Source organism: Pedobacter hiemivivus, assembly GCF_004331685.1.
GTDB classification, from domain to species: Bacteria; Bacteroidota; Bacteroidia; order Sphingobacteriales; family Sphingobacteriaceae; genus Pedobacter; species Pedobacter hiemivivus.
Window position 1 is genome coordinate 188,656 of the sequence record NZ_SJSM01000005.1, and the last position, 25,584, is coordinate 214,239.

Annotated in this window: 17 protein-coding genes; 6 read left to right on the plus strand and 11 right to left on the minus strand. The window is 39.9% G+C overall.

Annotated elements, in window-relative coordinates; all coding sequences use genetic code 11:
- Position 1 precedes the first annotated feature (1 nt).
- From EZ444_RS11340 to EZ444_RS27860, 6 genes are all read left to right on the plus strand, one after another.
- The gene (locus tag EZ444_RS11340; RefSeq protein WP_131608859.1) at positions 2 to 916 is read left to right on the plus strand and encodes a GLPGLI family protein; all 915 of its coding nucleotides are present in this window, start codon (positions 2 to 4) and stop codon (positions 914 to 916) included.
- A gap of 29 nt (positions 917 to 945) precedes the next feature.
- A complete protein-coding gene (locus EZ444_RS11345) occupies positions 946 to 3,630 on the plus strand; it encodes a TonB-dependent receptor (RefSeq protein WP_131608860.1) in 2,685 nt (894 codons plus the stop codon).
- A 14-nt stretch (positions 3,631 to 3,644) separates the two neighbouring features.
- A complete protein-coding gene (locus tag EZ444_RS11350; protein WP_131608861.1) occupies positions 3,645 to 5,462 on the plus strand; it encodes an O-antigen ligase family protein in 1,818 nt (605 codons plus the stop codon).
- 630 nt (positions 5,463 to 6,092) lie between these two features.
- Positions 6,093 to 6,320 (plus strand): hypothetical protein, encoded by a 228-nt coding sequence (locus tag EZ444_RS11355; RefSeq protein ID WP_131608862.1) that lies wholly within the window; start codon positions 6,093 to 6,095, stop codon positions 6,318 to 6,320.
- Complete coding sequence (locus tag EZ444_RS11360) at positions 6,251 to 6,964, plus strand: IS110 family transposase (RefSeq protein WP_317130121.1); 714 nt, start codon at positions 6,251 to 6,253, stop codon at positions 6,962 to 6,964. Before EZ444_RS11355 ends, EZ444_RS11360 begins: the two co-directional genes overlap by 70 nt.
- A 271-nt stretch (positions 6,965 to 7,235) precedes the next feature.
- Complete coding sequence (locus EZ444_RS27860) at positions 7,236 to 7,442, plus strand: helix-turn-helix domain-containing protein (protein ID WP_131609129.1); 207 nt, start codon at positions 7,236 to 7,238, stop codon at positions 7,440 to 7,442.
- A gap of 20 nt (positions 7,443 to 7,462) precedes the next feature.
- Here the strand turns inward: EZ444_RS27860 and EZ444_RS27210 are convergent, their stop codons facing one another.
- The 11 genes from EZ444_RS27210 to EZ444_RS11415 form a co-directional block, all read right to left on the minus strand.
- Positions 7,463 to 7,621 (minus strand): hypothetical protein, encoded by a 159-nt coding sequence (locus tag EZ444_RS27210; protein WP_165503594.1) that lies wholly within the window; start codon positions 7,619 to 7,621, stop codon positions 7,463 to 7,465.
- A gap of 43 nt (positions 7,622 to 7,664) precedes the next feature.
- Complete coding sequence (locus EZ444_RS11370) at positions 7,665 to 7,874, minus strand: hypothetical protein (RefSeq protein ID WP_131608864.1); 210 nt, start codon at positions 7,872 to 7,874, stop codon at positions 7,665 to 7,667.
- A gap of 240 nt (positions 7,875 to 8,114) precedes the next feature.
- The gene (locus tag EZ444_RS11375; protein WP_131608865.1) at positions 8,115 to 8,909 is read right to left on the minus strand and encodes a hypothetical protein; all 795 of its coding nucleotides are present in this window, start codon (positions 8,907 to 8,909) and stop codon (positions 8,115 to 8,117) included.
- A gap of 12 nt (positions 8,910 to 8,921) precedes the next feature.
- A complete protein-coding gene (locus EZ444_RS11380) occupies positions 8,922 to 12,104 on the minus strand; it encodes a TonB-dependent receptor (protein ID WP_131608867.1) in 3,183 nt (1,060 codons plus the stop codon).
- Positions 12,105 to 12,252: 148 nt separating this feature from the next.
- A complete protein-coding gene (locus EZ444_RS11385; protein ID WP_131608869.1) occupies positions 12,253 to 13,260 on the minus strand; it encodes a FecR family protein in 1,008 nt (335 codons plus the stop codon).
- A gap of 151 nt (positions 13,261 to 13,411) precedes the next feature.
- Positions 13,412 to 14,005 (minus strand): sigma-70 family RNA polymerase sigma factor, encoded by a 594-nt coding sequence (locus EZ444_RS11390; protein WP_131608871.1) that lies wholly within the window; start codon positions 14,003 to 14,005, stop codon positions 13,412 to 13,414.
- 693 nt (positions 14,006 to 14,698) lie between these two features.
- Positions 14,699 to 17,254 (minus strand): glycoside hydrolase family 99-like domain-containing protein, encoded by a 2,556-nt coding sequence (locus EZ444_RS11395; RefSeq protein ID WP_131608873.1) that lies wholly within the window; start codon positions 17,252 to 17,254, stop codon positions 14,699 to 14,701.
- A gap of 11 nt (positions 17,255 to 17,265) precedes the next feature.
- Entirely contained in the window at positions 17,266 to 19,284 is a 2,019-nt protein-coding gene (locus tag EZ444_RS11400; protein ID WP_165503595.1) for a beta-L-arabinofuranosidase domain-containing protein, read from the minus strand.
- A 16-nt stretch (positions 19,285 to 19,300) separates the two neighbouring features.
- The gene (locus tag EZ444_RS11405) at positions 19,301 to 20,788 is read right to left on the minus strand and encodes a RagB/SusD family nutrient uptake outer membrane protein (protein ID WP_131608877.1); all 1,488 of its coding nucleotides are present in this window, start codon (positions 20,786 to 20,788) and stop codon (positions 19,301 to 19,303) included.
- Between the two features lie 21 nt (positions 20,789 to 20,809).
- Positions 20,810 to 24,271 carry a TonB-dependent receptor gene (locus EZ444_RS11410; RefSeq protein WP_131608879.1) on the minus strand — a complete coding sequence of 1,154 codons (3,462 nt, stop codon included), beginning with the start codon at positions 24,269 to 24,271 and terminating at the stop codon, positions 20,810 to 20,812.
- A 169-nt stretch (positions 24,272 to 24,440) separates the two neighbouring features.
- Positions 24,441 to 25,556, minus strand: a complete 1,116-nt coding sequence (locus EZ444_RS11415; protein ID WP_131608880.1) for a FecR family protein — start codon at positions 25,554 to 25,556, stop codon at positions 24,441 to 24,443.
- Positions 25,557 to 25,584 lie beyond the last annotated feature (28 nt).

Genomic DNA, 25,584 nt, shown 5'->3' on the forward strand with positions numbered 1-25,584 from the left:
TATGAAACTACCACGATATATGAATGCCCGCATCTTCTTCGCTTTTTTTCTCAGCCTGATAACATTTCAGGTCTTTGCTCAAAAGGGCGAACCTGTTATAATAAGTGTTATTTATCAATTTAAACATATAAATGATTTAAATAAACCAGGCAAGCCCTATACTCAAGAAATGATATTGCGATTGGGACAAAATGAAAGTAGATATAGTAGCTGGACGGATGAACTTAATAGAAAGTTACCGAGTAAATCTGTGGGCAAGATTACCCAAAGTGCAACTAAAAGTAGTGGCAGCTATAACTTTGTGCCTACGGTGATGGTGCAAAGTAGAGGTATTCAGAATTTTGACCTCTTACAATATCCTGCATTAAATAAATTGATTCGGACAGTTACGCTGGGATCGTCTAATTATCAAATAGAAACAAGCTTACCTGTAATAAATTGGAAAGTGGGAGATGAGAAAAAGGATGTTGGAGGCTACACTTGTCAAAAAGCAATTGGTGTTTACGCTGGCCGCACCTATATTGCCTGGTTTACACCTAAGCTGCCATTCCGTAGCGGGCCATGGAAGCTTTCTGGACTTCCCGGATTGATATTGGAAGCAACAGATTTAACTGGAGAAGTTTCTTTTTTATTTAAAGAACTAAATAAGGGAGAAGACAACGAGAGCACTGCCCAAAGAATGGTAAGAGTAACCAAGGTTAGCGAAAAGGCTTTTGATCGTGCCAGTGCAGTGTTTGAAAAGGACCCTATGGCAGCTGCGCAGGGGCAGTTTCCTGTCGGTTCAAATAAACCACAGCTGGCTTTTATAGATGATAATGGCGTTATCTACTATGGTGAAGATGCCAATAAAATATATAATACTTATAAAAAAGAGTTGAAACAGAGGAGGGATAATCCGCTGGAGCTCAAAAATTAGGTGATGGTACTCTTGAAAATTAGAATATTTTGAGAAATCGCTTTAGATTCATATTAACCAGTATATTTATTTTATATATTTCATCAAATGTCTTTGCTCAAAAAAGACTGCTCAATGGGATTGTAAGTAATCGCTCAGGTAATGCCATTCCTGGTGCTCATATAGTAGTTAAAAACAATAAGGATTTCATTATAAGTTTTACGTATACCGATACGAAAGGTCGATATAGTATTGAATTAACTGATGCCAGTAGTACAGGAGGATGGGCTGTAGAGGTTGCCAGTATTGGTTATAAAAAAATACAAGAAGTATTATTGCCAAATAAATATACTTATGACTTCCTAATGGAAGGGCAGGCAATCGATTTAAAGGAAGTTAAGATAAAAAGCAGGCCAATAATTATTTCTAAGGGCGATACCGTAAGCTACAGGGTAGGCAGTTTTTCAAGACCCGAAGACCGAAGTATAGGGGATGTGATCAAACGACTACCTGGTATTAGTGTGGCAGAAAATGGGCAAATATCCTTTAAAGGGAAAAGTATACAAAATCTTTATATCCAGGGCGATGATTTGATGGATGGTCGCTATGGGTTGGCTACCAAGGTTATAGATAAGGAAATGATAAAAAGCATTGATGTGATTGAGCATTTTCAGCCAATCAATGTACTAAAAGATAAGGTTTTTACCGATGATGTAGCCATGAACCTCATATTAAAAGATGAAAACAGTCTAAATCTTGCAGGGCAAGCGATGCTAGGCCTAGGTTTGCCAGAACAATATGACGCTGCGTTAAATGGAATGATATTCAATAAAAAATTCAAGATGTTGAATTCTTTAAAAGCTAACAATATAGGTGTCGATTTAGCAAGTGATTTCACTCAGTTAGGTACTGGGCTGGTGGGTGATGTGGGAAATTCAAAACCAAAATCATTACTAACGCTTGGTACTGTTGGTGGTCCGGATTTACCAAAGGGAAGTTACTATATGAATCAATCAGAATTACTAAATATTAATAATTTGGTTACCCTGAAAGAAGATTTGAAAATCAGGTCAAATATTCAGTTTTTTTTTGATAAAAACAGACTAAATTATACGAGCAATTTAGATAATTATTTAGCAGGCGACACTTTAAGATACAGGGAAATCCAAAGGGTAGTTAGCAAGCCTTATTCGATAAATACGTCTTTCACCGCTACCGTTAACAAAGATTCTTACTTCCTTAATAATAAACTTAGTTTCAATGTGGATGGCAATTTTTCAACTAGCTTCCTGGATTTTAATGATGAAAACTTTAATCAGAGTCTAAACCAGAAAAATTTAAGTTTTTTCAACGACTTTAGCTTTACCCCAGCTATGAAGAATACAAATAACATTGGGGATGTACGTTGGTATTTTGGTTATTCAAAAAATCCAGAACACCTGACCATAAATGCAGGTCTTAATCCGGAACTGTTAAATCAGGGGTTGTCATATACTGGAAGTACTCAGCATACAAACATTCCTACTTTTTACAATCATATCAGCTTTGGTTACCGCATTTCCAGTGATGCGCTTATTCAACAAAATTATCAGGCTGGGATAATTAATGAGTGGCAGTTGTTTAATTCTAAACTTAACATAAGGCAAATTGATAACACGATCACAAATTATGGGTTAGATGTAGGTAACAACTTAAACTGGCAACGCGATAGAATATTTACAAATGCGGAATATTTAATTAAGCGAAGTGCATGGATCGCAAGCATCAGTTTACCCCTTATTGGCCAATCTATCCGTTACAAACAGGATGATTATGGTATGGATGCAAATAAAAATCAATTCTTTATTAACCCAAGCGCAAGTTTGAGGTTATTATTAAATGCAGAAGATTACATTTCTTTAAACTATAACAAAAAAAATACTTTTGGGGGTATATCCAACGTGTATAGGGGAACTGTACTTACCAATTACCGTAGCCTATTTGCAAATAGCGCAGACTTACAAGAACATCAGTCTAATAGCATCGCAGCAATCTATGATTTTAAGCGTACCATCAGCATGTTTTTTGCTGCTGCAAGAATCAATTATAGGAAAGTTACCGCAAATACCATTCTTGCAAGTGTACTCACAGCTGACGTTCAGCGTACAGTATTACTCCCTTACAAAAATGATCAAAGCTCAACAGATTTTAGTGTTGATTTAAGTAAATACATATTTGTATTAAACACTACTTTCTCGGTTAATACAGTCGTAAGAAAAACAAATTACAATCAATTAATAAATAATACATTATACCCTTTTACTAACAAAGGGTTAACCTTAGAGATTAGCATAGATAGTAAATTGCCAGGTGAAATCACATTAGGCTATAAAGGACGAGGATTTTGGAATCGTAGCAAACAAAAACCGGGAGAAGGAAATAATTATGATATTAACGGTAAAACCAAACGGTTTGATCAATACCTTAACATTGGTTATTCCCCAATTACTAACCTTTTTCTAAATCTATCCGGCAGGCATATTTATGGCAGCCAATCCAGCGTAAATTACCTCTTTGTGGATTTACAGACAAGGTATAAATTCGTTAAATGGCGTACAGATTTTGAACTGAATATCACCAACATAGCAAATATCAAAAATTATGAGGTTTTTAGCCTTTCATCAAACCAGTACTATGTCAGTCGCTATGAAATCAGAGGCAGGACGGGAATTGTAAAGGTTATATTTAATTTGTGATCAAATCATTGTTAATGTTAAATATTTGGCTTTTCAGAATTTCTAGTGTTTTATTGCTTTTTAATGCTTTTTTGGTTAGCACCAAATTACCTAACGGTTTGTTTAGTGCAAAAGAGCTCGGTTTATGGTTTGCTAGTGGTATAATTTGTGTTTTCGCCATAAGTAAAATATTGTTTACCAAAAATTATAAACTACAAATTAAAAAGTTAGATGTTATTATTTGTTCATATCTCATTCTACTTCCCTTATTGTCATTGTGTTTTACAAAAATAGCAATAAATTATTCGGCAATTTTAAGCCAAATAGCATTGGGCTTTTCCTATGTCTCAATTCGTATTTTATGTGTTAATATCCGTACTGTTGTTTTAGTAAACATGTTAATTGAGCTTATAGTGCTGCTGCTTTGCTTTCAATTAGTAATAGCGGTTGCTCAGCATTTTTTATTGATTCCCTCCTATTACCCAAAGTTTGGAGCTACAGGTATGTTTTTTAATCCAGGTCCTTTTGCTATTTTTATTACAGCATTAACAGTTTTTATATTTCCTGTTTTTTTGCATCAAGTTATTAATAAAAAATACCTTAATGCAGCATTTTACGCTATTTTAATGATGATCTCTACTTATTTTATTATCAATAGCCTTTCTCGTTCTGCATGGTTAGGTGGCTTAGCGGGGCTATTTATTGGTGGTATTATGTTTTTATTAGTAAAGTTTAAATGGAAAATTTCAAAAAAACCGATATGGCTCATTCTTATTATTTGTTTGTTAATAGCGCTCCCATTTTGCTTTTGGTTATATCAATATAAAGCCGATTCTGCTACAGGAAGGATACTAACTTGGAAAGTTACTGCTTTGATGATAAAAGATCACTGGCCAACTGGGGTAGGGATAGGAAATTTCCCTGCCAATTATATTGGTTATCAAGCTAATTTTTTTCATAAAAGTGTCAAAAATATCCAAAATTTAGGGAATTTAGCAGGAGATAATCGCTATCCTTTTAATGATATACTTCATATTTTTGCCGAAAGTGGCATAATTGGGATAGTATTATTTATAGCTCTGTTTTTTACGTGCACCCAAATCATAATTAAATCCTATCAGCAGCAGAAAAAGGATATCGTACTTCTGGCATTAAATACTGCTGCATCCTTAGTAGCAATTTTTGTTGCAGGGCTTACCTCCTATCCTTTTAGTATGCTTCCTATTGCAATTTTATTTTGGTTGCTCATTGCCATATTAGTTTCTGCTACTACACGCAAACTGATACCAAAAAACAACGGTAATGCTTTGCAAAAATTCGTATTGGTGAGCGCTTTATTTATCGCTAGCTCAATTTTTTTGTATAATGGTTTTAATAAATTATATGCTTACAAAAAATGGATGAATATTATTTCTACTACAAATAAGGATGAAAAACTAGACGATCTCTTGCTACTTGCTAAACCTTTAAATAATAATTCTGATTATTTAAATGATATCGCTCAAATATATAAAAACAGAAAACAATATAATAAAGCTATAGTATATTTGAAAAGAGCCAATAGTTTTTCACCTTATAAAGGTTATTATTATAGTCTTGGTGATTGTTATGAACGCATTGGCGAATATGAAAAAGCGATAATGCAGTATAAAAAAGTAGGGGGTGCCATACCCAATCTTATTAAACCTAAATACTTATTGGCCAAACTTCACTACAACAGAAAAGACTATGTTACTTTTAAAAAATTGGCAATAGAAACCATCCAATTTAAACCTAAAATTAATTCGGAAGAAGTTTCAGAGATGAAACAAAATTTGTACGATATGTTGGACAAATTGCAATTAAATCCATAGTTTTTTTCAATAATTTCATCCTTTTTGCTAGGCAATATACCATTTAATGACTACCTATTTGGAAAACCGGGATATGTTACATATATGGATTTTGAAGAATGGAATCCACAGCCAACGGCCTAAATTCATTCCATACTTTTACATCACTATTTTACAAAGTAGCAGCATTCCAAAATAACCTTATACTCTTCGTATCGACCTTTTTTCTGGCCTGAAGAAGATCGTACTTATCCTATACCTGTAGCCAGCACTCGGCAAGTGGTACCAAACCAAGTTGATAGTTTTATTGCCATCTCAGGGGCTATTGATTGGTATCCGCCCTATAACTACATGTTTGATTGCTCGATAATTTGTTTATAGTTCTGGGGATATAGATCCTTGATGTTTTTGATGTGTATAAAAATCAAATTTTATCTCTAGTAGTGCCCCGACAATTGGAATTTTGTTTCGTTAATAATAACTTTATGTAAGCTTCGTGCAGCAAAGCCTTTATACTCACTGAACGTAAGTTCATCTAGTAGTTTGGTTGCGGCAGTTTTTTTGAGTTTCAGATTGAATGTTTGAATTCGTATAATAGAATAATCCGATTGAACTGCCTTGCAGGAAGTTTTCATCTTAAACCTTATTAATATGAAAAAGGGGAATGTTTCTAAACCATCCAGGATTGTGGAAATGACATTAATTCACCCGAATGCTGCTGGTATTGATATTGGCGATACACTTCATTCGGTAGCTGTACCTAAAACGATATTGAGGTATATCTATGCAATGCCAGGCAAACCCATAATATCACAGGCAAAAAAACTGATGAAAGTGACGCACAATGGATACAGCGCTTACATAGTTGTGGCCTGTTGAACAGCAGCTTTCTGCCTGACGACCGTATAGAAACGCTTCGTACCCTTGTTCGTTACAGAAGAAGCCTGAGCAACGACAGTTCCAGTTATATCCTTCGGATGCAGAAATCTTTGGAGCTGATGAATGTAAAGATCCATACGGTGATCAGTGACCTGATGGGCAAAACCGGTACCGCGATTGTTGAAGCTATCATAAATGGAGAAAGAAAGGCGGAGCACTTTTTGCCCTTAGTGGACGGCCGCATAAAAGCAGATAGGGAAACCATTCTCAAATCGCTGGAAGGTAACTGGCGCACTGAACACTTGTTTTTATTGAAGCAATCCTACACCATGTACCAGTTTATTCAAAACCAGCTTTTAGTGTGTGAGCAGGAAGTAGAAAAGACGTTACAGCTAATGGCTGCAGAAAAACAGGAAGGAGTGATAGAAAATATAGCACCGAAAAGTACTTATTCAGCAAATCCATTAAAAAAAAAGACTAAAAACGAGCCGACTTTTAATACCCGGGAGTATTTAAAAATGATCCATGGAACTGATGTAATAGCAATCTACGGGATCAGTGAAACAGTTATTACAAGATGGTCAGGTACCAAGAAGATTTCACTCCTTATGACTATGAACAGTATTAAGAAAAATTCAGACTGACAAAAATTGCCAGTCTGGAAAAGGTCTTAAAACGGTTGAAAAACGATGCTGCTTAATAAGTTATATAGTAGAGTAGTTTGAGATATAAAACCGTCCAATGTAGACTCCTCTCAAAGAAACATAAGATGCAGAAAAACAGATCTAAAGAAAATTACAAAGTGCCAAAGCAATCTTTCAGGAAAAGTTGAGAAAATCAAAACTGGTTGTTTATTTCAGTTAGGTTGCTCATTATGCAGCAATGTTAAATACCTCTCCGTAAAACCACAATGCCATTTGCCCCAGGGCTGCTAACTTACCCGCCGTCGAGGTCATTTCAGAATTTATCATCAGTGAGACCAAACATCAGTTGATCTATACCGACAATGCTATTTACGAAATTGCCTTCCGCTTAAATTTTAACGATTCCCCCCACTTTGTAAAATATTTCAAACGCTTTACAAACTATCCTCCCAAAACATTTAGAATAAAGCAGGGTTGATATTTTAGCTAATGATCAACCTACACATGACCTGAGTCATGCTTCTCCGGCTTAATCTCTGAATCTATGATTTCCTTTTCCATTTTTTTCTTATCCTTATTATTCTTTAGGATCAGAAAGATGATTAATGCTACTACAGCAATTAATACAGGAACTGCAATGGTATAGTTAATTTCCATAATAACGAAGGATAAAGTATTGGTACACAATATTATAAATTATTCAATCAAAGCCGCCATAACATACCATTTCGGCATTATGCGACACAACCAGGTTAAGTCTCATCTTTTCAATGAGGTCTTTCGCCTGATTAATATTTCTATGCAGGTCATTGATGCCCCTGATCTCAATCCCCTTAGTCATAAGCTTAAACTTACTGGGTTCAAATTTTTCAATGAATTGTTGTAAATCAGCGCTCATTTTTACTTCCATTTTTTCTGTGATAAATTTTAATCTTTCTTAATGACACAAAACAAGTAAAATAGTTTTAATTCAATAAACAGATAATGTTACCATTTACCCCTGACACATGATGAACTATATGAGGTTGTCTTTGCCATTGTTAAATTAAAAGGGCAGGCCGGTCAAGAGCCTGCCCGATGGTTTATATAATTAACTATGCACTTTATGCATTGAAATACCGTCCTTCGTTCTTCAGCAGGCCTCCATTTATTAGGGATTTGTCCTTTGAAATATAAGCTTGGGATTTCTTAACGTTGTACTCCCGTCTTCAGGCGCGGGACCAATACCAAAAGATATAATATTGTTAGGCACCCATACGAAGTCAAACGCCCCCCGGTAGTCCAGGAAACTAACGCTAAGCTCATCAATGCTCATTACCTTTCTGCGGGTACCTCCCGGTGTGGCATCATAGCCCTCGATCACGTAGAACATAAAAGTAGAATCAAAACTCGGGTCGATGACATTTGGATTGGGCAATTGGATGTAGGCGCTAAACTTGTCCTTTCTGATACCGCTGATCTTTTTATTGCCCAAAGGAGCAGTCGTACCACCAAAATCACATAGGGAGATCTCTATGTCCATTTGATCAGGCAAAAGCGGGTCTGTGGTGATGAACCGGATGAGCAAACTATCGGTCTGCGGTTTTATGGTAAGGTCCATATTGTCCAGCAACACCACAGCGCCGGTAAAGACACCTTCCAGAGAGGCAGTTTTGGATCTTTCTATCTTGATGGTGGTGTCCAAGACCATTTTACCCTGAAAATCAGTCACACTAATTTTGTTATCCCCGACTTCAAGCTGAAACAGATTACCATCATCTTTCAGTGTATCCTTAAGCTGGCCATCAATACGCAGCAAAAGCTTATGATCTGCCGGGGTATTGAATTTTACAGACAGGTTTCCAAAGGACGGCACCGCCATCAATTCGCCCACTTTTTTACAGGAAGTGATAAGGGTAAGTATTGCAGCAAAAATCAGTAGCACTGCGTTTATATTTTTTCTCATGATCATCATCGTTTAAAATTTGTAACTAAAGCTCAGGCTGAAATTGGTACCGTTTCTTCTTCGGGCGGTTACCACATCGTAGCCCGCATTATAATTTAACCCTTCAGGGTCTGGTTGTCCATCGGCAAGTTTGTAACCAACACCGGGCGCATCCTGAACGGAAGGGTCACCTTCTTTATATACCGGGTGACCGGGAGCATACCTGTTCTGATAGATAAGTAATTGTTGGTTGAGCAGATCGCTGATATTGAACTTCACTTCGGCGCGTTGTTGTTTTAAGAATTTATAGCTGAACTGCAGGTCTACTATGTCGCACGGCCGTTCATATTCGTCATACGACTGTGCCGTTGCAGCATATACGATGCGCTTTCCGTAACGGTTGTACAACGCATTTATACCGAAGTGTTTACCTGTATAACTTATCCCGCCATTGATGATGTAGGGTGACTGGCCATACAACGGGCGGTCTCTTTTATAAACTCCGGTACTGTCCTGAGTTGGCGCAAGGTCAACCGTTGCTTTCAGCCAGGTAAGGCTGCCCGAAACATAGATGTTTTTCAGTAATCCAGATTCCGGCATGATAAAATTCAGCGATTTCCTGAGATCAAGCTCGATCCCTATGTCCCTTGCACCTTCCAGGTTCACATAACGGTATTCCGGCCGTCCCGATGTTTGAAATAATTGCAGCTCAATCGGATCTTTAAACTTTTTATAGAAACCCGAAACAGAAATGATCTCTCCCGGAGCGGGATAAAATTCGTAACGAAGATCAAGATTTTCTACGGTAGTGCTTTTCAGGTTGTTTCCTGAGATATTGCGCATGATGATCGGGTCGAAATACTCAAAGCTGGAAAGTTCCCTCAGATCCGGCCTGGCCACGGTTTTATAGGCAGCTAGCCTTACATTCATTTGGTCAGTCAAGCTGTATATCAGGTTTGCCGATGGCAGCCAGTCCGTTTTCTTCAACGAGACCAGCTCCTCCTTACCGTTAGTGGGGTTTAAGCCGGAAATGTTCTGATCATTGCGTTCAGCGCGCATGCCGGCGATCAGGCGTAGTTGTTTGGTAAACTTCAGGTCAAACATGCCATAAAAAGCGTTCAATCGCTGAAAGCCTTTATAGCCCTGCCCGGATCCGCTGGTACTCACATCTTTTCCGCTTCCGGATATGGGATACAGGTACAGGTCACCGCTGGCGAAATTTACCGGGTTATACACGTCATAATAAGCATAGCCCGAATAGTCAATCGGGGAACTGGTAGCTGGAGCAAGTGACCTGATGCGATAAATATCGGCTCCGAAATCTGCCGTTCGGTATTTGCCCTGGTAACCTGCCTTAAAGCTTTGCATCAGCCCCAGTAACTTAAATGGTAACTGTGCATTGGTTGCCCAGCTGTAAGATTTCTCTTTCAGATCAGAATAGTATAGTGATCCCAGACTGGCCTGTCTGTCTGAAAAACTATAACTATAATATTCTGGTTCAAAACTACCTATATCACCTCTCCTCCTGTCCATGATCTTCGTGTACGGCTGATCCCTACTAAGATCGGCCAGGCTGCCCTGCCAGTCGAGCTTAATGCCGCGTTTACCCAGGGTATGTTCACCACTTAGTACCGACTGGAACAGCTGGTTGATCACCGTTACATTGCTGTAATTGCTGACTATGCTGCTGTTGTTTATATCGTGGCCCTCGAACTGGTATAATAGATCAGAAAATTTCCGGTTATAGGTGTTTTTTAAAGTAATCTTATTTTTACCGAAACGGTAGGCCAGGTTCAAAGACCCACCGAGTGTGGTGCTGAAGGTATAATCAGTACCTTTATAGTCCAGGGTGTAGGTTTCATATCTATCATTCTGGTCTGCTTCCTGTTCATTGCGATAGGTCAGCGCGGCAATTATACCAAGCTGGTTTTCTTTGATGGGTATGGCCCGGCCCAGGCTCAACTGGTAATTCTGCATCGGCATGGCTGTATATTTACGCATGGCCCAGTTATCGGGCAGGGTACCCAGAAATGCAGCAGCCTGTTTGCGCTGGTCAACATTCTGACGGTCTTCAACCTGTGAGACAATTTGATTATATTGCTGAAAAGTCATTCCTTTCGGTTTGTCATACTTGCCGTCCGCAAAGCCCAGGTAGGCATTTTTGCTCCTGCCCAGACTGGTAAAGTCTTTTCCGGTGGCACGGGTATTATAGCCCGAACCTACACTGAACTGAGTAAAGTTTTCTTCGGGAATGTCTTTGGTGGTGATCTGTACCAGGCCGCCAGTAAACTCGCCGGTCAGATCAGGTGTAGCTGTTTTATTGACTACAATATTATCCACCAGGGCGCTAGGCACCATATCAAAGGCAAAATCTCTGCGGTTAGGCTCACTGCTGGGCATAGGTGCGCCGTTCAACAACAGGTTGTTGTAACGATCGCTTAATCCCCTGATGACCACATATTTATTCTGGGAGATCTGCAGGCCGCTTACACGGCGCAGTACCTGCGCGGTGTTATTGTCCGGACTGCGGCTGATCTGTTCCGCCGTGATACCGTCACTCAAGGCCGCATTGTTCTTTTGCCGGGCATAAAGGCCATTAATTGATTCTTTTCTATAAGATGATCTAACGACAACTTCTGATAGCGCATTGGTAGCCGGGTTAAGCACGATGTCCAACTTTGTGAGCAGATCCTCTTTTACCAATACATCCGCAATGCGCTTGGTCTGGAAAGACATATAACTCACCTCAAGGGTATAATTACCGGAAGGAACACTGACCTGGTAGCTACCATCGACATTGCTCTGGATGCGTTTATTCAGTTCAACGATCTTTATGCTTGCGCCTGGAAGTGGTTCTCCTTTATCGTCCACTATTTTACCCGAAATTTTACCCGGCTTTTGCACAGGAGGGAGCAGTGTAAGTATGATATAATTGTCTTTATTTTTATAAGTAACCCTCATGTCTGCTTTCAGCCAGTTCAGCGCTTCCCGAACAGAGGGTGTCATATTCCGAACAGCGATCTGCCTCGTAAGGACTTTGTCCACAGCCTCGTCATAAGTGACCTCTGCTCCGGACTGTTCTTTAACCGTATTGATCAGGACTAAGCCAGTAATGTTCCGGTCCGAAAAACCGAGTTTTTTATCCAATACCTGGCCCGCGACCGCATTGCTGAAGAAGGTTGCTATCAGAAAAGGAATTAATAGAATTTTTTGCATGTTTGTGTAAATAATTAAATGGGTTTGTGTCCTGTTTATTTTAATGAGGGAAATGCCTGGGCTCAATCAGGAATTTGCCGGAGCCGCCCTGTTCATCCGGGGCGGTTTTTTTATTTTAATGTTAGTACGTGTTCATTGCTCCTTTCTTTTAATAAATAGTAACCTGATTGTTTTCTATGGAATATTCAAAGCCTCCGGTCATGGACAGAATATCCAGTACGGTATTTAACGGCTTTCTTTTAAAGCTGGCTGTCAGTTTTTTATCCCTTACCGCTTCCTTACGGATCGTTATCCGCAGGCCATACCAATCCTCCAATTCGGAACATATATCACTTAGCGGAATTTGGTCGTAACGGAGCTGTTCCTGTGTCCAGGAGGTAAGTTGAGCAGCGTTAATTTTCATGATGGTGAATTTTCCGGTTTCAAAAACCGTCATCTGCTGGTCGGGTACCAGAAAGTCCAAATGGGCCGATCCATAGTTAACCGCTATCTTCCCGGTATGAAGGGTAATCGTGTGCCTGTCGCCGCTCTTTATCGTACTGATCTGGAAACTTGTACCCAATACCTGTGTGCTGAGCTTGCCGCTGTGTACATAAAATGGTCTTTTTACATCATGTTTCACCTGGAAATATGCTTTCCCAGTCAATTTTATCCTTCTGTCCGTTTTGTTAAAATTATCCGGCAGTTCTATGCTGGCATTGGGGAACATCGTAACTTTACTACTGTCAGGCAGGGTAAGGATGGTTAACTTCGCTATCTCTGCCCGGAATTTTTCGTAACGAATGATGTTTGTGGCGGATTCTTGTCGCTTTAGTGGTTTGTTTCCGATGTAAAATAAGAAGGCAACACTGGTACATAATATAACCATTGCCGCTGCCAGCGGGTATTTCCAGAAATTCCTTTTGAATTGACCAGTGAAGCGGGCAGATTGACGGCCCTGAAATTTTTGCCAGGCCGTTTCATTGTCGGCAAGCCCCAGGGGCAGTTGAGGTTCTTCCTGAAAGCCGTTCCATGTTTCCTGTAAGCATTGCTGCACAAAGGCCTGATCTGTATCGAGCGCGAGGTACAACCTGATCAGATCGGATTCTTCAGGGGCACTTTCTCCCTTGAAAAAACTAATTAATGCCTTTTTTGACGGACGTAGTATTTTTGCCATTGTTTTCTATTATGGACGCTTTATGAGCAGCCCCTTTACTATAAACAATGCGGGAAATTGGGGTGATGGCTAAGTGAGGGTGAAACTTAATACAGGGGAAACAATTCCTTAACGCTGTAGCGATTTTTCGATTGTGCCTGATGGGCACCAATTAAAAGAAAGGGAAGGCTGCAGGAGTGACTGCCAATACAAAACCGATGACTTCCGGGTTGTCCTGAAACTCTTTTTTTAATACTTTGAGGGAAGCCTTAATGTGGTTATTTACCGTATGCACTGAAAGGTTTGCCTGTTCTGCAATGGCGTAGTTGCTCATTTCTTCTTCCCGGCTCATGAGAAAGATTTTTCGGCGCTGTTCAGATAGTTTAAGCAATGCGGCCCGGTAACGTTCACTGATCTCTCGCTGGGATAATTCCGGCAGGGACGTACTTCCCAGCTGTTCAAGAGGTATATCGTTGATCGACCTCGTTTCGATGATATGCTTTCGCATAAAACCTGATATTTGCTGTCGCATGATACCGAAGATATAATCATCCAAACGGTCAATATCGGCCACCTTCAACCGGAGCTGCCAGGTTTTTAACAGTACATTCATCACCAGTTCTTCAGCATCTTCACTGTTTTTGACCATTTTCAGGGCTGCGGCCAGTAAGCGTGGACGGAAATAATCAAAAACAGATTTGAAAGCGTAATCGTCGCCCTCCACCCAGGCCTTTACCTGTTGCTGAATTTGATTATTAATTGCCATGCAGTCTCATCTTCTGTTTTCAAAGATAGGCAGCGATATATTAATTTAGTGTTATGAATCTATTTGAGTCAATATGCCAAATGATTTAAAGAATGCTTTTTCTTTTGAATTCTTCTTTTTTTAAAGGATTTAGAGACTGCAAATACATACTCACCGATAAAGGAATTGAACTATTCAACAAGTATTAACTTAAGTCTTTGAAGGGATACTGCTGGCGAACTATTATTTGAACTGAATATGTAAGCCAAATAGCAAAGCACTTAATAAATGAGCCGATATGGTCCTATAAAAGTCAATAATGAGCCAATAGATAAAATAGATCAATCACTAACCACATACATATGAATTAGCTCTACTTTGTAATAGAAAACAGCAAGAACAGATCGACCCACTAGAAACGAAATTAAACTAAAAACAATCCATTCCCAGACACTATATTGACACTAAAAATAAAAAGAGCTTGTAAATCACTGAAAAAACAGGTCATTACAAACTCTTACTGTGTCCCTTCTATTTGAATACGTTGAACATTTAGACCGCTTCTGTAGGATATTAGGGCCAATAATTGACGATTTAAACAGTAAGGGGTTTATGTAATTCAAAGATTCCCAAGGCATTTTTCAGTTTTCAACATAACGAAAAGCATAACTATAAACCTCAGATTTAGAATAAAAAAGTTGGCAAGTGTTAGATTTATTCATTTTCATACGGTCCCAACCCAATTTCTTCCGGATACATATCTTTATGTGCTGGTGCGGAAATCGCAAATACTTCTCTTATTGAATCCAGATAGGCGAAGCCATCTTTTTTTGTAGGGAAAATAAAGTGGCCTTCTGCATATTCATTCCAGTTGTCAAGTAACAGCATTCTACTTTGAATGCTGTCCGAAGGTTGTTTATCCATATACTTCTTTGCACGTTTCAGTAGCTCTTTATATTTAGCTGGACTGAGTTGCCATTTATCTTTATAATAAGTTCCTCCCCATGGTCTGGAATCCCATCCAACAGAAACGGTAGTAATAGAGGGAAGTCCTGTCACTGAATTTAAACCAGGCCAGCATTTAGCCTGTAGATCAATCAGATCATCATTATCTGGAGCTTTAGCAGGCATAAACTCTGCAAAGCTGGGCCAGTGGTAAGACTGGGACGCATCTAATCCAAGGGTCTTATACATCGGCTCCTTGACATTTAAAACGCCATGATATTCTCCCATCAAATATACCCCTTCAAAGCCTGCACTTATACACGCTTCTCTTAATTTATCGAGCGCTAACTTTGCTTTCTCCTCTCCACCAAGATCTTTGATGAACTTTTCGGGTCGATAAATTGTGAAGACGGGTTTCCCTTCAATTGTGAGATAGTTGGATCTTTTGAAGTGGTTTTCTATCCAATACGGTACAAGGTTATTTAAGAAGTCTTCTTCTGAAGCAATACCATCCATCACTTCTCCCTCATCAACATATAAAATGGAATACTTAAATTGGTTAGCATACCTGCTTTTTAAAAGGCTTTTGGTCCAATGTCCGAACAACTCCTTAACAGGTTTTCCCGCATTGCCTTTTTGCCGGTACCAGCATACATTAAAAAAGGAGATGCCATGTTCCAGTGCATATTTAATTTCCCAATCAGTTACTTCCGGGTTGCCCTCATAATAATACCCCAGCACAGTTTCCCGCTCTGGGTATTTACGAACAGGATCCCACATATCCGGTTTTATAGCATCCTTGTTCCATAATGGACACATAAAAGCTCCCAACATATACTTACCCGTAGAAACAGGAACTGGCAAAGGCACATATTGGTTTTCAGCGTTCTGATATTCATATTTTTTTCCAAAGCACTTCATGAGTTCTTCCACGAAAACACCATGTCCAAAGGTGTTTGGATGGTTGTATGCATTAATGAGAATGGCCATATAAGGTAGCCCTTCTTTATGGAAGTGTTCCCACCGCGCAGCAGCGTCGGCAATGGCATAGTTATTATCCCTGGCGAAGTTCTTCACATACTCTACATAAGGTCGATCTTCCGGCAACTTCATTTCCATTACATTCTCATCGTAGCTTTTTATAGCAAAACGACCGGGAGTAATGATGATTAGTTCTGATCCAATTTTGTCTAGCTCAGTATTGATCATATTATAATGTTCTGGATAAATCTTTGGATCCTCTACTGTATCATTGGTAAATTCCATTACAACAAGATCAGGTTGCTCTTTTGTTACGAGTTTAAAAGAACATAGCTCTGCAGGCAATTTTTGCATACCCGCATAATCACCATCGTGTAACCATTGCATCGACCGTGTACCTCCTATGCTACGATTAACATAATTGACTGCAGAATGCGGAAATTCTTTTCTCACTTGTTTAATAAAAAGTTCAGGCCAGGCCTCCCCCTGCTTTACATCTGAACCAGCAGTTATGGAATCACCCCAGGCCACAATCGTTACGGGCTTTCCTTCCTGCAATTTTTTTAAGGTTTTAGGTACTCTCCCCTCTGTACTGGATGTTGAAACATTTTTAGTAGAAGCAATTATAGGGAAAAGGTGCTGTGGTTTTAATGTATCGGCCAGAATCGGACGATACACATTACAAAACGGTATGGCTTTTGATGGTATTTCGGGTATGGATGGACAAACAAGTGACGCTTTTCCTTCTACTAAAAAGGGAATACCATTTTTATCAAGAGCCACTACATCTATCCGCTGCAGGTAATAAGAATAAAATGCATACACCTTAGTTTGCGGAGTTAATTTAGTATTAGTTCCCAATCCTACAAGTGAAAAGGGAGCTGAAACAAGATAGTCCTTTTCTTTCTCCAACTTGCGACCTTTCTTTCCTGGAGCTTCAAACATAACAAGTGAATCTTCGATCAAAGAACAATACACTCCTAACTGATCATAACGGGATGCTCTTAATGGAGTGCCGATCCAATATCCTGAAGGCTTATCGGCCGACAAAAAGAGTTCCTCATCTTCTGCATGGTGAATTGTAGCCGGACTAATCTTTAGGCGCACTTCTTTTTTTATCGTATAAGTCTTGAATTCTGACGAGTACGTGGCAGCTGGGATTATTAACTCATTGTTATTTATGATGAGTGGCCATTCTTTAAAATCCGCTAAAGCTTTGGGATTAGCCAGTAGTGATTGAAAGGGATTAATGATCAGCTGACCTGCCAATAAACCAGCAACAGTCAAAAAATTCTTCCTGGATAACGAACCACTCGGGTCCATTTCTTGCTCTGAAATATTCATTGATGTATTTTTTAATTAGAAGGGACAACAGGTCTTTCCTTTTTGCCGGGGTAAGTAATTTTCCAGGTATCTTTCACAAAAGCATTCCTCAAGAATAGCGGCTGTGGCAACCATACCCTGAACAGGTTATCGGCAGAAAACTCATTACCCGCCGAAGCATAGTCGCACATCACCAACATTTTTTCCTTATGGTCAAAAAAATGACTTGGACGCATTAAAAATGCTACCTCAAAAGCCATCCATACATTATCTGGTTTATTCCGATATGGCACTAAGTCAACATATTTAGTTTTAAGATCCTTTTCCGAATCTTCTCTGTTCAGTACGTATCCCTTATAGCCAGCAGGTGCAAGCTCTGTATGCCCATAATCCCAAGGTTTGGGTAATAACCACACTGCGCTGTCTTGCTCTTTTACCATCCTGTTATCTATAGCCAGGACTACAGGCCCACGCATGACGGCCATCTGCGGCGCACCACTTGGCGCAGATAAGATTCTCCCTCTCAGATCAGGATAGAAAACAATCTTATCCCCTTTTTTCCAATGCCTGGTAATCTTAGCATAAGAACCTGGCATCACTGACTGGTTCTTGTCGTTCACAGTAAACTTATTCTCTATACTCCATGATGGGATCCGAAGGGCGATTGTAAAGACTCCTGGAGCGTCTGGATTAACATCAATAGTTATTTTGTCTGCTACCGGATAGTCAGAAAGAACATTAAGCTTCAGATTTGCTCCATTAACCATTTCACTATATTCAGCAGGCGCATATAGATTCACATATACACTCTTTTGCCCTTTCATAACAGCCCATTTGGGGGTAAGCAATAAGCCCCTGGGCCCATTCGCTACACAGCAGCTTAATCCGACATCTTCGTGTTGAGGGGTGCTGGGTACACGCTCACCACTTAATGGAGAGAAATATGACCACCAATTTCCATTTGGAGTCTGTGCACCTGCGAGTGCATTGTATAAGGATATTTCCAGTTCATCTGCCCATTTGCTGTCACCGGTTAATCTCAAAAGCTGATAACATAACTTCATCCAAGTGGTAGTAACGCAGGTTTCCATTGGCTGTTGCATCAGTTCTGTCTGTTGTTTTACCCCGTTAGACCACAGTTCCTGATTAGATCCTGAACCAACGATCATGCGCTCGTTTGTTAAAATACTATTGGCAAACCCTTGTGCAGCCGTCAGGTACTTCTCATCACCGGAAACTCGATAAAGTTCGCAGATACCTTCAAAACAGGACATCATTTCGTATGCTTTCGGTGCAGCTACATTTATCGGAGGCAGTTTTTCAATGCCATGTTCTACTAATTTTAGCCCATTTTTGGCAAATTTCCCTGGCAAGCTCCAGTTCTTTACCATGCCTTGTGCAAAGTCGTAATATTTCCTGTTTCCTGTTCTTTCGTACATTAAAACTACCGGTTCAAGAATCGAATTGGAAGAAAGCCCATCAATAGCGTCCAGACCGTTATCTGTAATCTTGATATTTCGTCTACCTGTTTCTGCGATTAAATAGTCAAGTTGTTTACCGGCCGACTCTAACGCCGATTTATCTTTAGTGAGATCGTAATAAGAGATCAGTCCCAGCAAGACATACTTACGTCCCCATACATCCCATCCTTCCAACTCTGCATCTTTCGTATAAGTACCAATGTACCCATTGGCCGACTGCGTCATCAATAATTTAGATACGGCTCGCTTTAGCTTATCCTGGTGTTCATGTGTAGGTGAATAACTGCTCGCCAATACTGCCGAAGTCATCCACTTTCCCCAGTACTCACATCTCCAATCATTAAAGTCCTTCTCCGTTTTTACAGCAAATGGCTTGATTACTTTATCTTCATCCTGCTCCATCACCCTGTTATTGATGGAGGTCTTCATTTTATCCCCAATAAACCCCTTGATGAGCGAGTGTCCATTGCCTGGTGATAAAAGATCTTTTTTAAGAAGAGGTGCTTGTGCTAATCCTTGTAGGTAACTGCAGCACAAAAAAAGCAGCCCCAAATATTTCCTATTTAACATATGTCTATATTTTAAGTTAATAGTCATCATTCTGCTCTAATTTCCCTTTCGTTATGTCTATTTCCGATTCTGGTATAGGATAAAGCAAGATCTTCTTACTGTACGTATTTGGCCTGTTCTGGCTTGTGAGTACATCCTTTAATGTACCAGTGCGAATCCAGTCATACCAGGTCTGCCCCTCACAACTCAGTTCCAGTGTTCTTTCGTGCAAAACCAGTTTTCTGAGTGCATCTTTTGATGTCGCTTCAGTCACCGTATAATTTGCAGGCACTGTCCGTTGTGTTCCTGCTGCATTTCTTGCTCTCGCTCTTACAGCATTAATTGCCCTCAAGGCTGTTGGCGTAGGTCCGTTTATCTCATTTTCAACTTCCGCAAACAACAATACCAGGTCGGCATATCGTAGATATGGCCAATTGTTCTCATTATCGTTCCAGGTGTTACCGGTAGCCTGAAACTTCCGTTGAAGAGTCACACCACCCAGAGGATCATTGGGGGCATCCACCATTGTTACCGAACGTCGGTAGTCATTTGGTTCAAACTGATTAAATAACCAGAAACTACATCCCTGATAAATCAAGGACGAAGGAAAAATAGCAGAGTAATATCCACCTGCACGCTTATAATTAATTTCAAATACCGCTTCCGGGCCATTTTCATTGGCTGGCTTTCCGAAAGTTGGCAAACCAGTTCCTGTAGTTCTTAGCTTCAACACCTGCCAGTAAAGGTTCTGATAATCGGGTTCAAGATTATAATTAAAAGGCGCTACCGACCTCGATGGATTAGAAGGGTCTATGATCTTTTTAAGCTGTACCAATGCATCATTCCATTTGGCGATATTATTCAGCGGATAGCCAGCCATAAACACATACACTTTAGCCAACAGGCCGGCGGCAACACCTTTATTGGCACGGCCCAGGCCATAGGGATTATTAACTGGCAAAAGATTTTCTGCCTGTTGGAGATCCGATACGATTGCATCATATACTGCTGAGATTTCGGATTGCGGCAATGAGGCATCATTCGGTGAAGTAGTTGCCTTTAAATGAAGCGGTATCCGACCAAACATTCTAACCAGGTTAAAATAACCTACCGCCCTTAAAAAATATAACTCTCCCTTCAACGCATCCTTACTCGCTTTATCAAAGCTCACCTCATCGATCTTATCCAGCGCCGTATTTGCATTATTTATAAGATTGTAATGCCCCGTCCAGGTCATAGCCACAAAACCGTCGGTGGTGACCCAGTTAAGATCAGTCCATGTAGTCCCAGCTGCCAACGCCAGATCACCACTTTGATATTCCATCACATAGTGAATATACCAAGCGTATAGGCTGGTACCTTGTAATACCCCAAGCGTACCAAGTGTAGCAAGCTCAAAATCGGATTTCGTTTTATAAAAATTCTCAGGAGCAATTGTATTGGAAGGTGTTTCCTGCAATTCTTTTTTACAGGACGACAGATAAGCAGTAATTAATACCGCCATTATATAGATAATCTTTTTCATAATAATAATTGTCGTGTTGGGTTAAAAATCAACATTTACACCAAACGTGTACATCTTTGTTCTTGGATAGCTACCAAGATCAATGCCTGGCAAGAGGATATTCTGACCATAGGCACTTACTTCAGGGTCATAACCACGGTACTTTGTAATAGTAATGAGATTATTTGCAGTGACGTATAATTGCAATTTTGTTAGCCATTTGGGAAGATGTTGAACATCATAACGCAGTGTGATGTTTTTGAACCTTACAAAAGATCCATCCTCAATTAGTCGGTCCGTAGTCTGAGAATTACCAGAAAATTGTGAAGCCTGAGGATAGTAAGCACCTTTGTTTTCAGGCGTCCAGTGATTATCTATATAATCCTTACTAGGTACACCTATTGGTGTGCCATAGGATGAGTAAAGCAGGTTTTGGTTCAATACTTTCTGTCCAAGAACGGCATACACAAATACATTTAATGATAAATTTCGGTAGCTGAAGGTATTGTTTAATCCAAGGTTCCATTTTGGAAATGCATTACCGAGGCTCTCTTTATCATCGTCATTAATGATATTGTTATGGTCATTATCGATAAATTTCAACATACCTTCCTTAGCAAAACCCCCAAGCACAGGATAATTATTACTGATATCCTCTGCAGTCAATAGGCCTGCAGTTTTATAACCCCAAAACTCGCCCAAAGCACTGCCCACCACCATGCGGTGAGTGTAATCAGCACCTCCACTGGTTTGATTATAGAAGTCAATTCCCTCCCCGAGATCAGTGATTTTATTTCGGTTTGAACTGGCGTTAAAACTCAGGTTCCAGGAGAATCTTTTGGAAACTATCGGAGCTGTACTGAACTCCATTTCTATCCCCTTGTTTTCGATGCTTCCAAAATTATCCGGAATGGTATTATAACCAGATTCACCTGGTATTTTTCTACTCTGAAGCAGATCCTTGGTTTGTTTATCGTATACATCCAGACTCAGTTTGTACTTATCTTTTGCAAAACCGAGCTCGATACCCAAATCCACTTGCCGGGTTGTTTCCCAAGTCAGATTTACATTACTTGGTGTACCAGTAACCATACCTGTGGCCACTCCATTCACAAAACCAAAAGTAAGCGGGTATAATTGTGCAAGTGAACCATAAGCCGGTATAGCCTGGTTACCACTGATACCATAACTTGCCCTTAGCCTTGCAGTTGATAAAACGGTTTTAACAGGCTGAAAAAATTGCTCATCGCTCAGGTGCCATGCCAATCCTGCAGATGGGAAGAATCCCCACTTTTTGTTCTTAGCAAAATGACTAGAACCATCACTTCTCGCTACTACATTAAGCGAATACTTGCCTAAATAGCTGAACGAAACCCGTCCGTATCCAGAAAGAAGAGCTTCTGAAACAAGATTTGTCTGAATCGGAGCAATAGTGGTGTAAAGCGGTAACAAGTTCAGACCATCGTCAACAGGAATCGGCAGTCCCTCCGCATCTATCACTGAGGTATTCAAGATGCTCTTTTGCCAGGAAACACCACCTACTACGTTAAGGCTGTATTTCGATGTATTCTGTGTATAGGTAAGGAAATTTTCATTGAGAAAGGACCTGCTTTTCCAGGTTGTACGGAAAGCTTTTTGCCCCCTTAAATATCCCAGCATTGTTTTGTTATTCCAGAACTGATCAGTAGAGGCATCGGATGTATTGTATGCACCTCTAACAGTAAGTGATAGCTTGTCAGTAAGCTTATAATTTAAATCAGAATTAAAAAAGTAATAATTAATTCGTCGCTGATTGATGGTATTTGAAAGATCATATAGGGGGTTAAGAAAGGTAGCTCCAACCGGAGTCGTAGAGAGTCTGGTCGCAAGCTGGCTAGCCTGATTATCCATTGAAAGTGTAGGATTTGCAGCAAAAGCCTTCAGGATAACTCCTGAGCGTTCGAAACCGCCAGCCAGTATCCGTGAATTGGAATTTTCAGCTCGGTTATTTAAATCTGAAGAAACATTTACATCTACTTTTGCCGATAACCGGGAAGTAATTTTCGCATCCATATTTACGCGGAAAGATGCTTTCTGATATTCAGAATAGCGTATAATACCTTCATCTTTCAAATAATTACCAGACACCAAATAGCGAATTTGTTCGTTGCCTCCCGAAGCAGATAACTGATAGTTCTGAGTAATACCCGGACGTGTAAGTTCCTTCTGCCAATTAGTTCCTTCTCCCAGTTCACTGATTGCAGGAAGATAGATACTATCCAGAAGGTCTGTTGTTTTAAGATATTTACCAATATAGCTCTCAGCAATATTATCATTCCGGTTCATTTCATTGTAGAAGGTCGCATACTCCTTTGCATTCGCAAGTTTGATCAGTTTTGGACGTGCAGAGAACATCGTATAATGACTAAACTCAATGGATGATTTGCCAGGCTTCCCGCGCTTGGTCGTAATCATGATCACACCATTCGCCCCTCTGGATCCATAGATAGCAGTTGATTGGGCATCTTTTAAGACCTCTACAGATACCACATCACTTGGGTTCAGGGAAGCTAGAAAATTACCAGATACATTCCCTTCAAATTCAAGAGAAGAACGACTGTTATCATTATACATCGGAACACCATCGATTACGTATAAAGGTTGGTTAGTTCCAGAGATGGACGTAATTCCACGAATATTTATGTTAATACCACCTCCCGGCTCTGCCGATGTATTGGTAACCACCACACCAGCCATCCTGCCCTGGATAGCATTTTCGAGTGTATTGGGCGGAGTTTCTTTAATCGTTGATTCGTTTACCCTGGAGATGGAACCCGTGATGTTTTTTCTCTTGAGGGTACCATAGCCAACAACAACAACTTCATCCAGTCCTTTCTCTTCCTGAGAAAGCACAACAATTTGGTCGTTATAGTTAACCACGACTAGCTTGTGCAGCGCATAACCCAACAATGAAAAAGACAACTCATCCTTGATTTTCACATCTGGTATTTCAAAACTCCCGTCTTGCTTACTAATAGTTGAATACCCCGATCTTAAGTTTTTCACGGTCACATTTGGCAGTATTTCACCGGTTCTGCTGCTAATAATGCCTTTCAAACTACGCATTTGTTGCACTTCAGCATCCACCTGCAGTTTGGCAGGTTTTCGTTTAATCACAACCGTGTGCTCAAAAATCTTATACGTTAAAGGCAAGTCTCTGAAACATTTTTCAAGTGCGTCATTAATACTGGCATTAACCAACACAAGGTTCAGGCTCTTAAGGCCATTGAGATCGCCCTTATCGTACAGAAAGCTATACTTACTCTGGGCCTCAATCAGTTCAAGGATATTAACTACAGCACTATTCTTCTCCTTAATATTGATATTTTGGCTATAGCTATTACCATGTACTTGTACAAGTGCAAAAAGTAATAAAATAGCAGTCAATTTCATAACCAATAGAATTCTGGTCAGCGGATATCCAAAAACAAGGGACATCTGCTCAACCTTCAAATTAAATTTCATATTTTTGAAGTGTTTGGGTTAAAAACTTAGTAGCATCATTTATTTGAGTCGAGATCCAGATATTGACCGGATGGTGCTAGAACACCTTCCGGTTTTTTCTGAACCTCTTTTGAGCGTCAATGGATTATTTAGGTATCATTTCTTTCATAAGTTCAGGTTTAATATTTGGTTATTTTACTTTTATTGTTTTATCATTAATCTCAAAATCAAGGCCTGAGTACCTCAGCATTTCTAATACCACAGACAATTTTGCATTCCTTGGCACCCTACCTGTAATTTCTTTATGAGGCATTTTATGCTCATAGAATACATCCACATCATACCATCTTGAAATTTCATCCATTACGTTTTCGATACTGGATTCATTAAAGCTGAACCATCCTTTTCTCCAGGATATTTCCTTATCCACATCCACCTTTTTTCTATTGATGCTGCCGTTGTTGCTCATTACACCTTGCTCTCCGGGAACCAACATTACCGCAGACGTACTACTTTTTAAGTTCACAGAGCCTTCCAGTAAGGTGGTTTTAATTTGCGCTGAATCATAAGCCATCACATTAAATTGTGTACCCAAAACTTCAACTTCCTGTCTGTCACTCACGACAACAAAAGGCATTTGCTTATTTTTAGCCACTTCAAAATAGGCTTCCCCATCTAGCATAACTTTCCTATTTTTCCCGGAAAATTGTGAAGAGAAAGAGAGTTTGGAAGCCGCGTTTAACCAAACTCGGGTGCCATCTCTTAAAGTGACCTGATAAGTTCCCCCGCGAGGTGTGGATATTGTCAACATAGAGGCTTTGCCAGTGTGGGATTCTAGTCCAAGCTTATCCTCCATTGCGCTTCCATCGTTGTAGCTTAACTTGCGATCATTAATTACCACCCCGGTTTTCGTATCGTTAAGCGCAATGGTTTTACCGTCAGCAAAGATAATTGTTGCTCTGTTTTTTCCAGGAGCGACATCATTATTAGCATATGATACGATTTTAGGATTCTGAGACGGGCTCAGGATAACGGAGCGACTATACCACAAACCAACACATGCAACTAAAATTATAGAAGCTGCAGCAGCGATGCGCGACCATAGACGGATGGTGTTATACCCAGTACGGCTCAGAATATTTTCACGCATCAATTTTTCAGCAGTAAGCAAATCAGACTCGGACAGCTGAACTCTGTCTTTCTCATTCCAGTTAGCATACCATGTTTCAATCCAGGCAAGTTCTTCCTCGCTGCATTTACCTTCACGATATTTTCTCAGTAATTCTTGTTCGGTCTCGTTTGTCATAGTCAACAGTCTTTAACAGACTCATTAA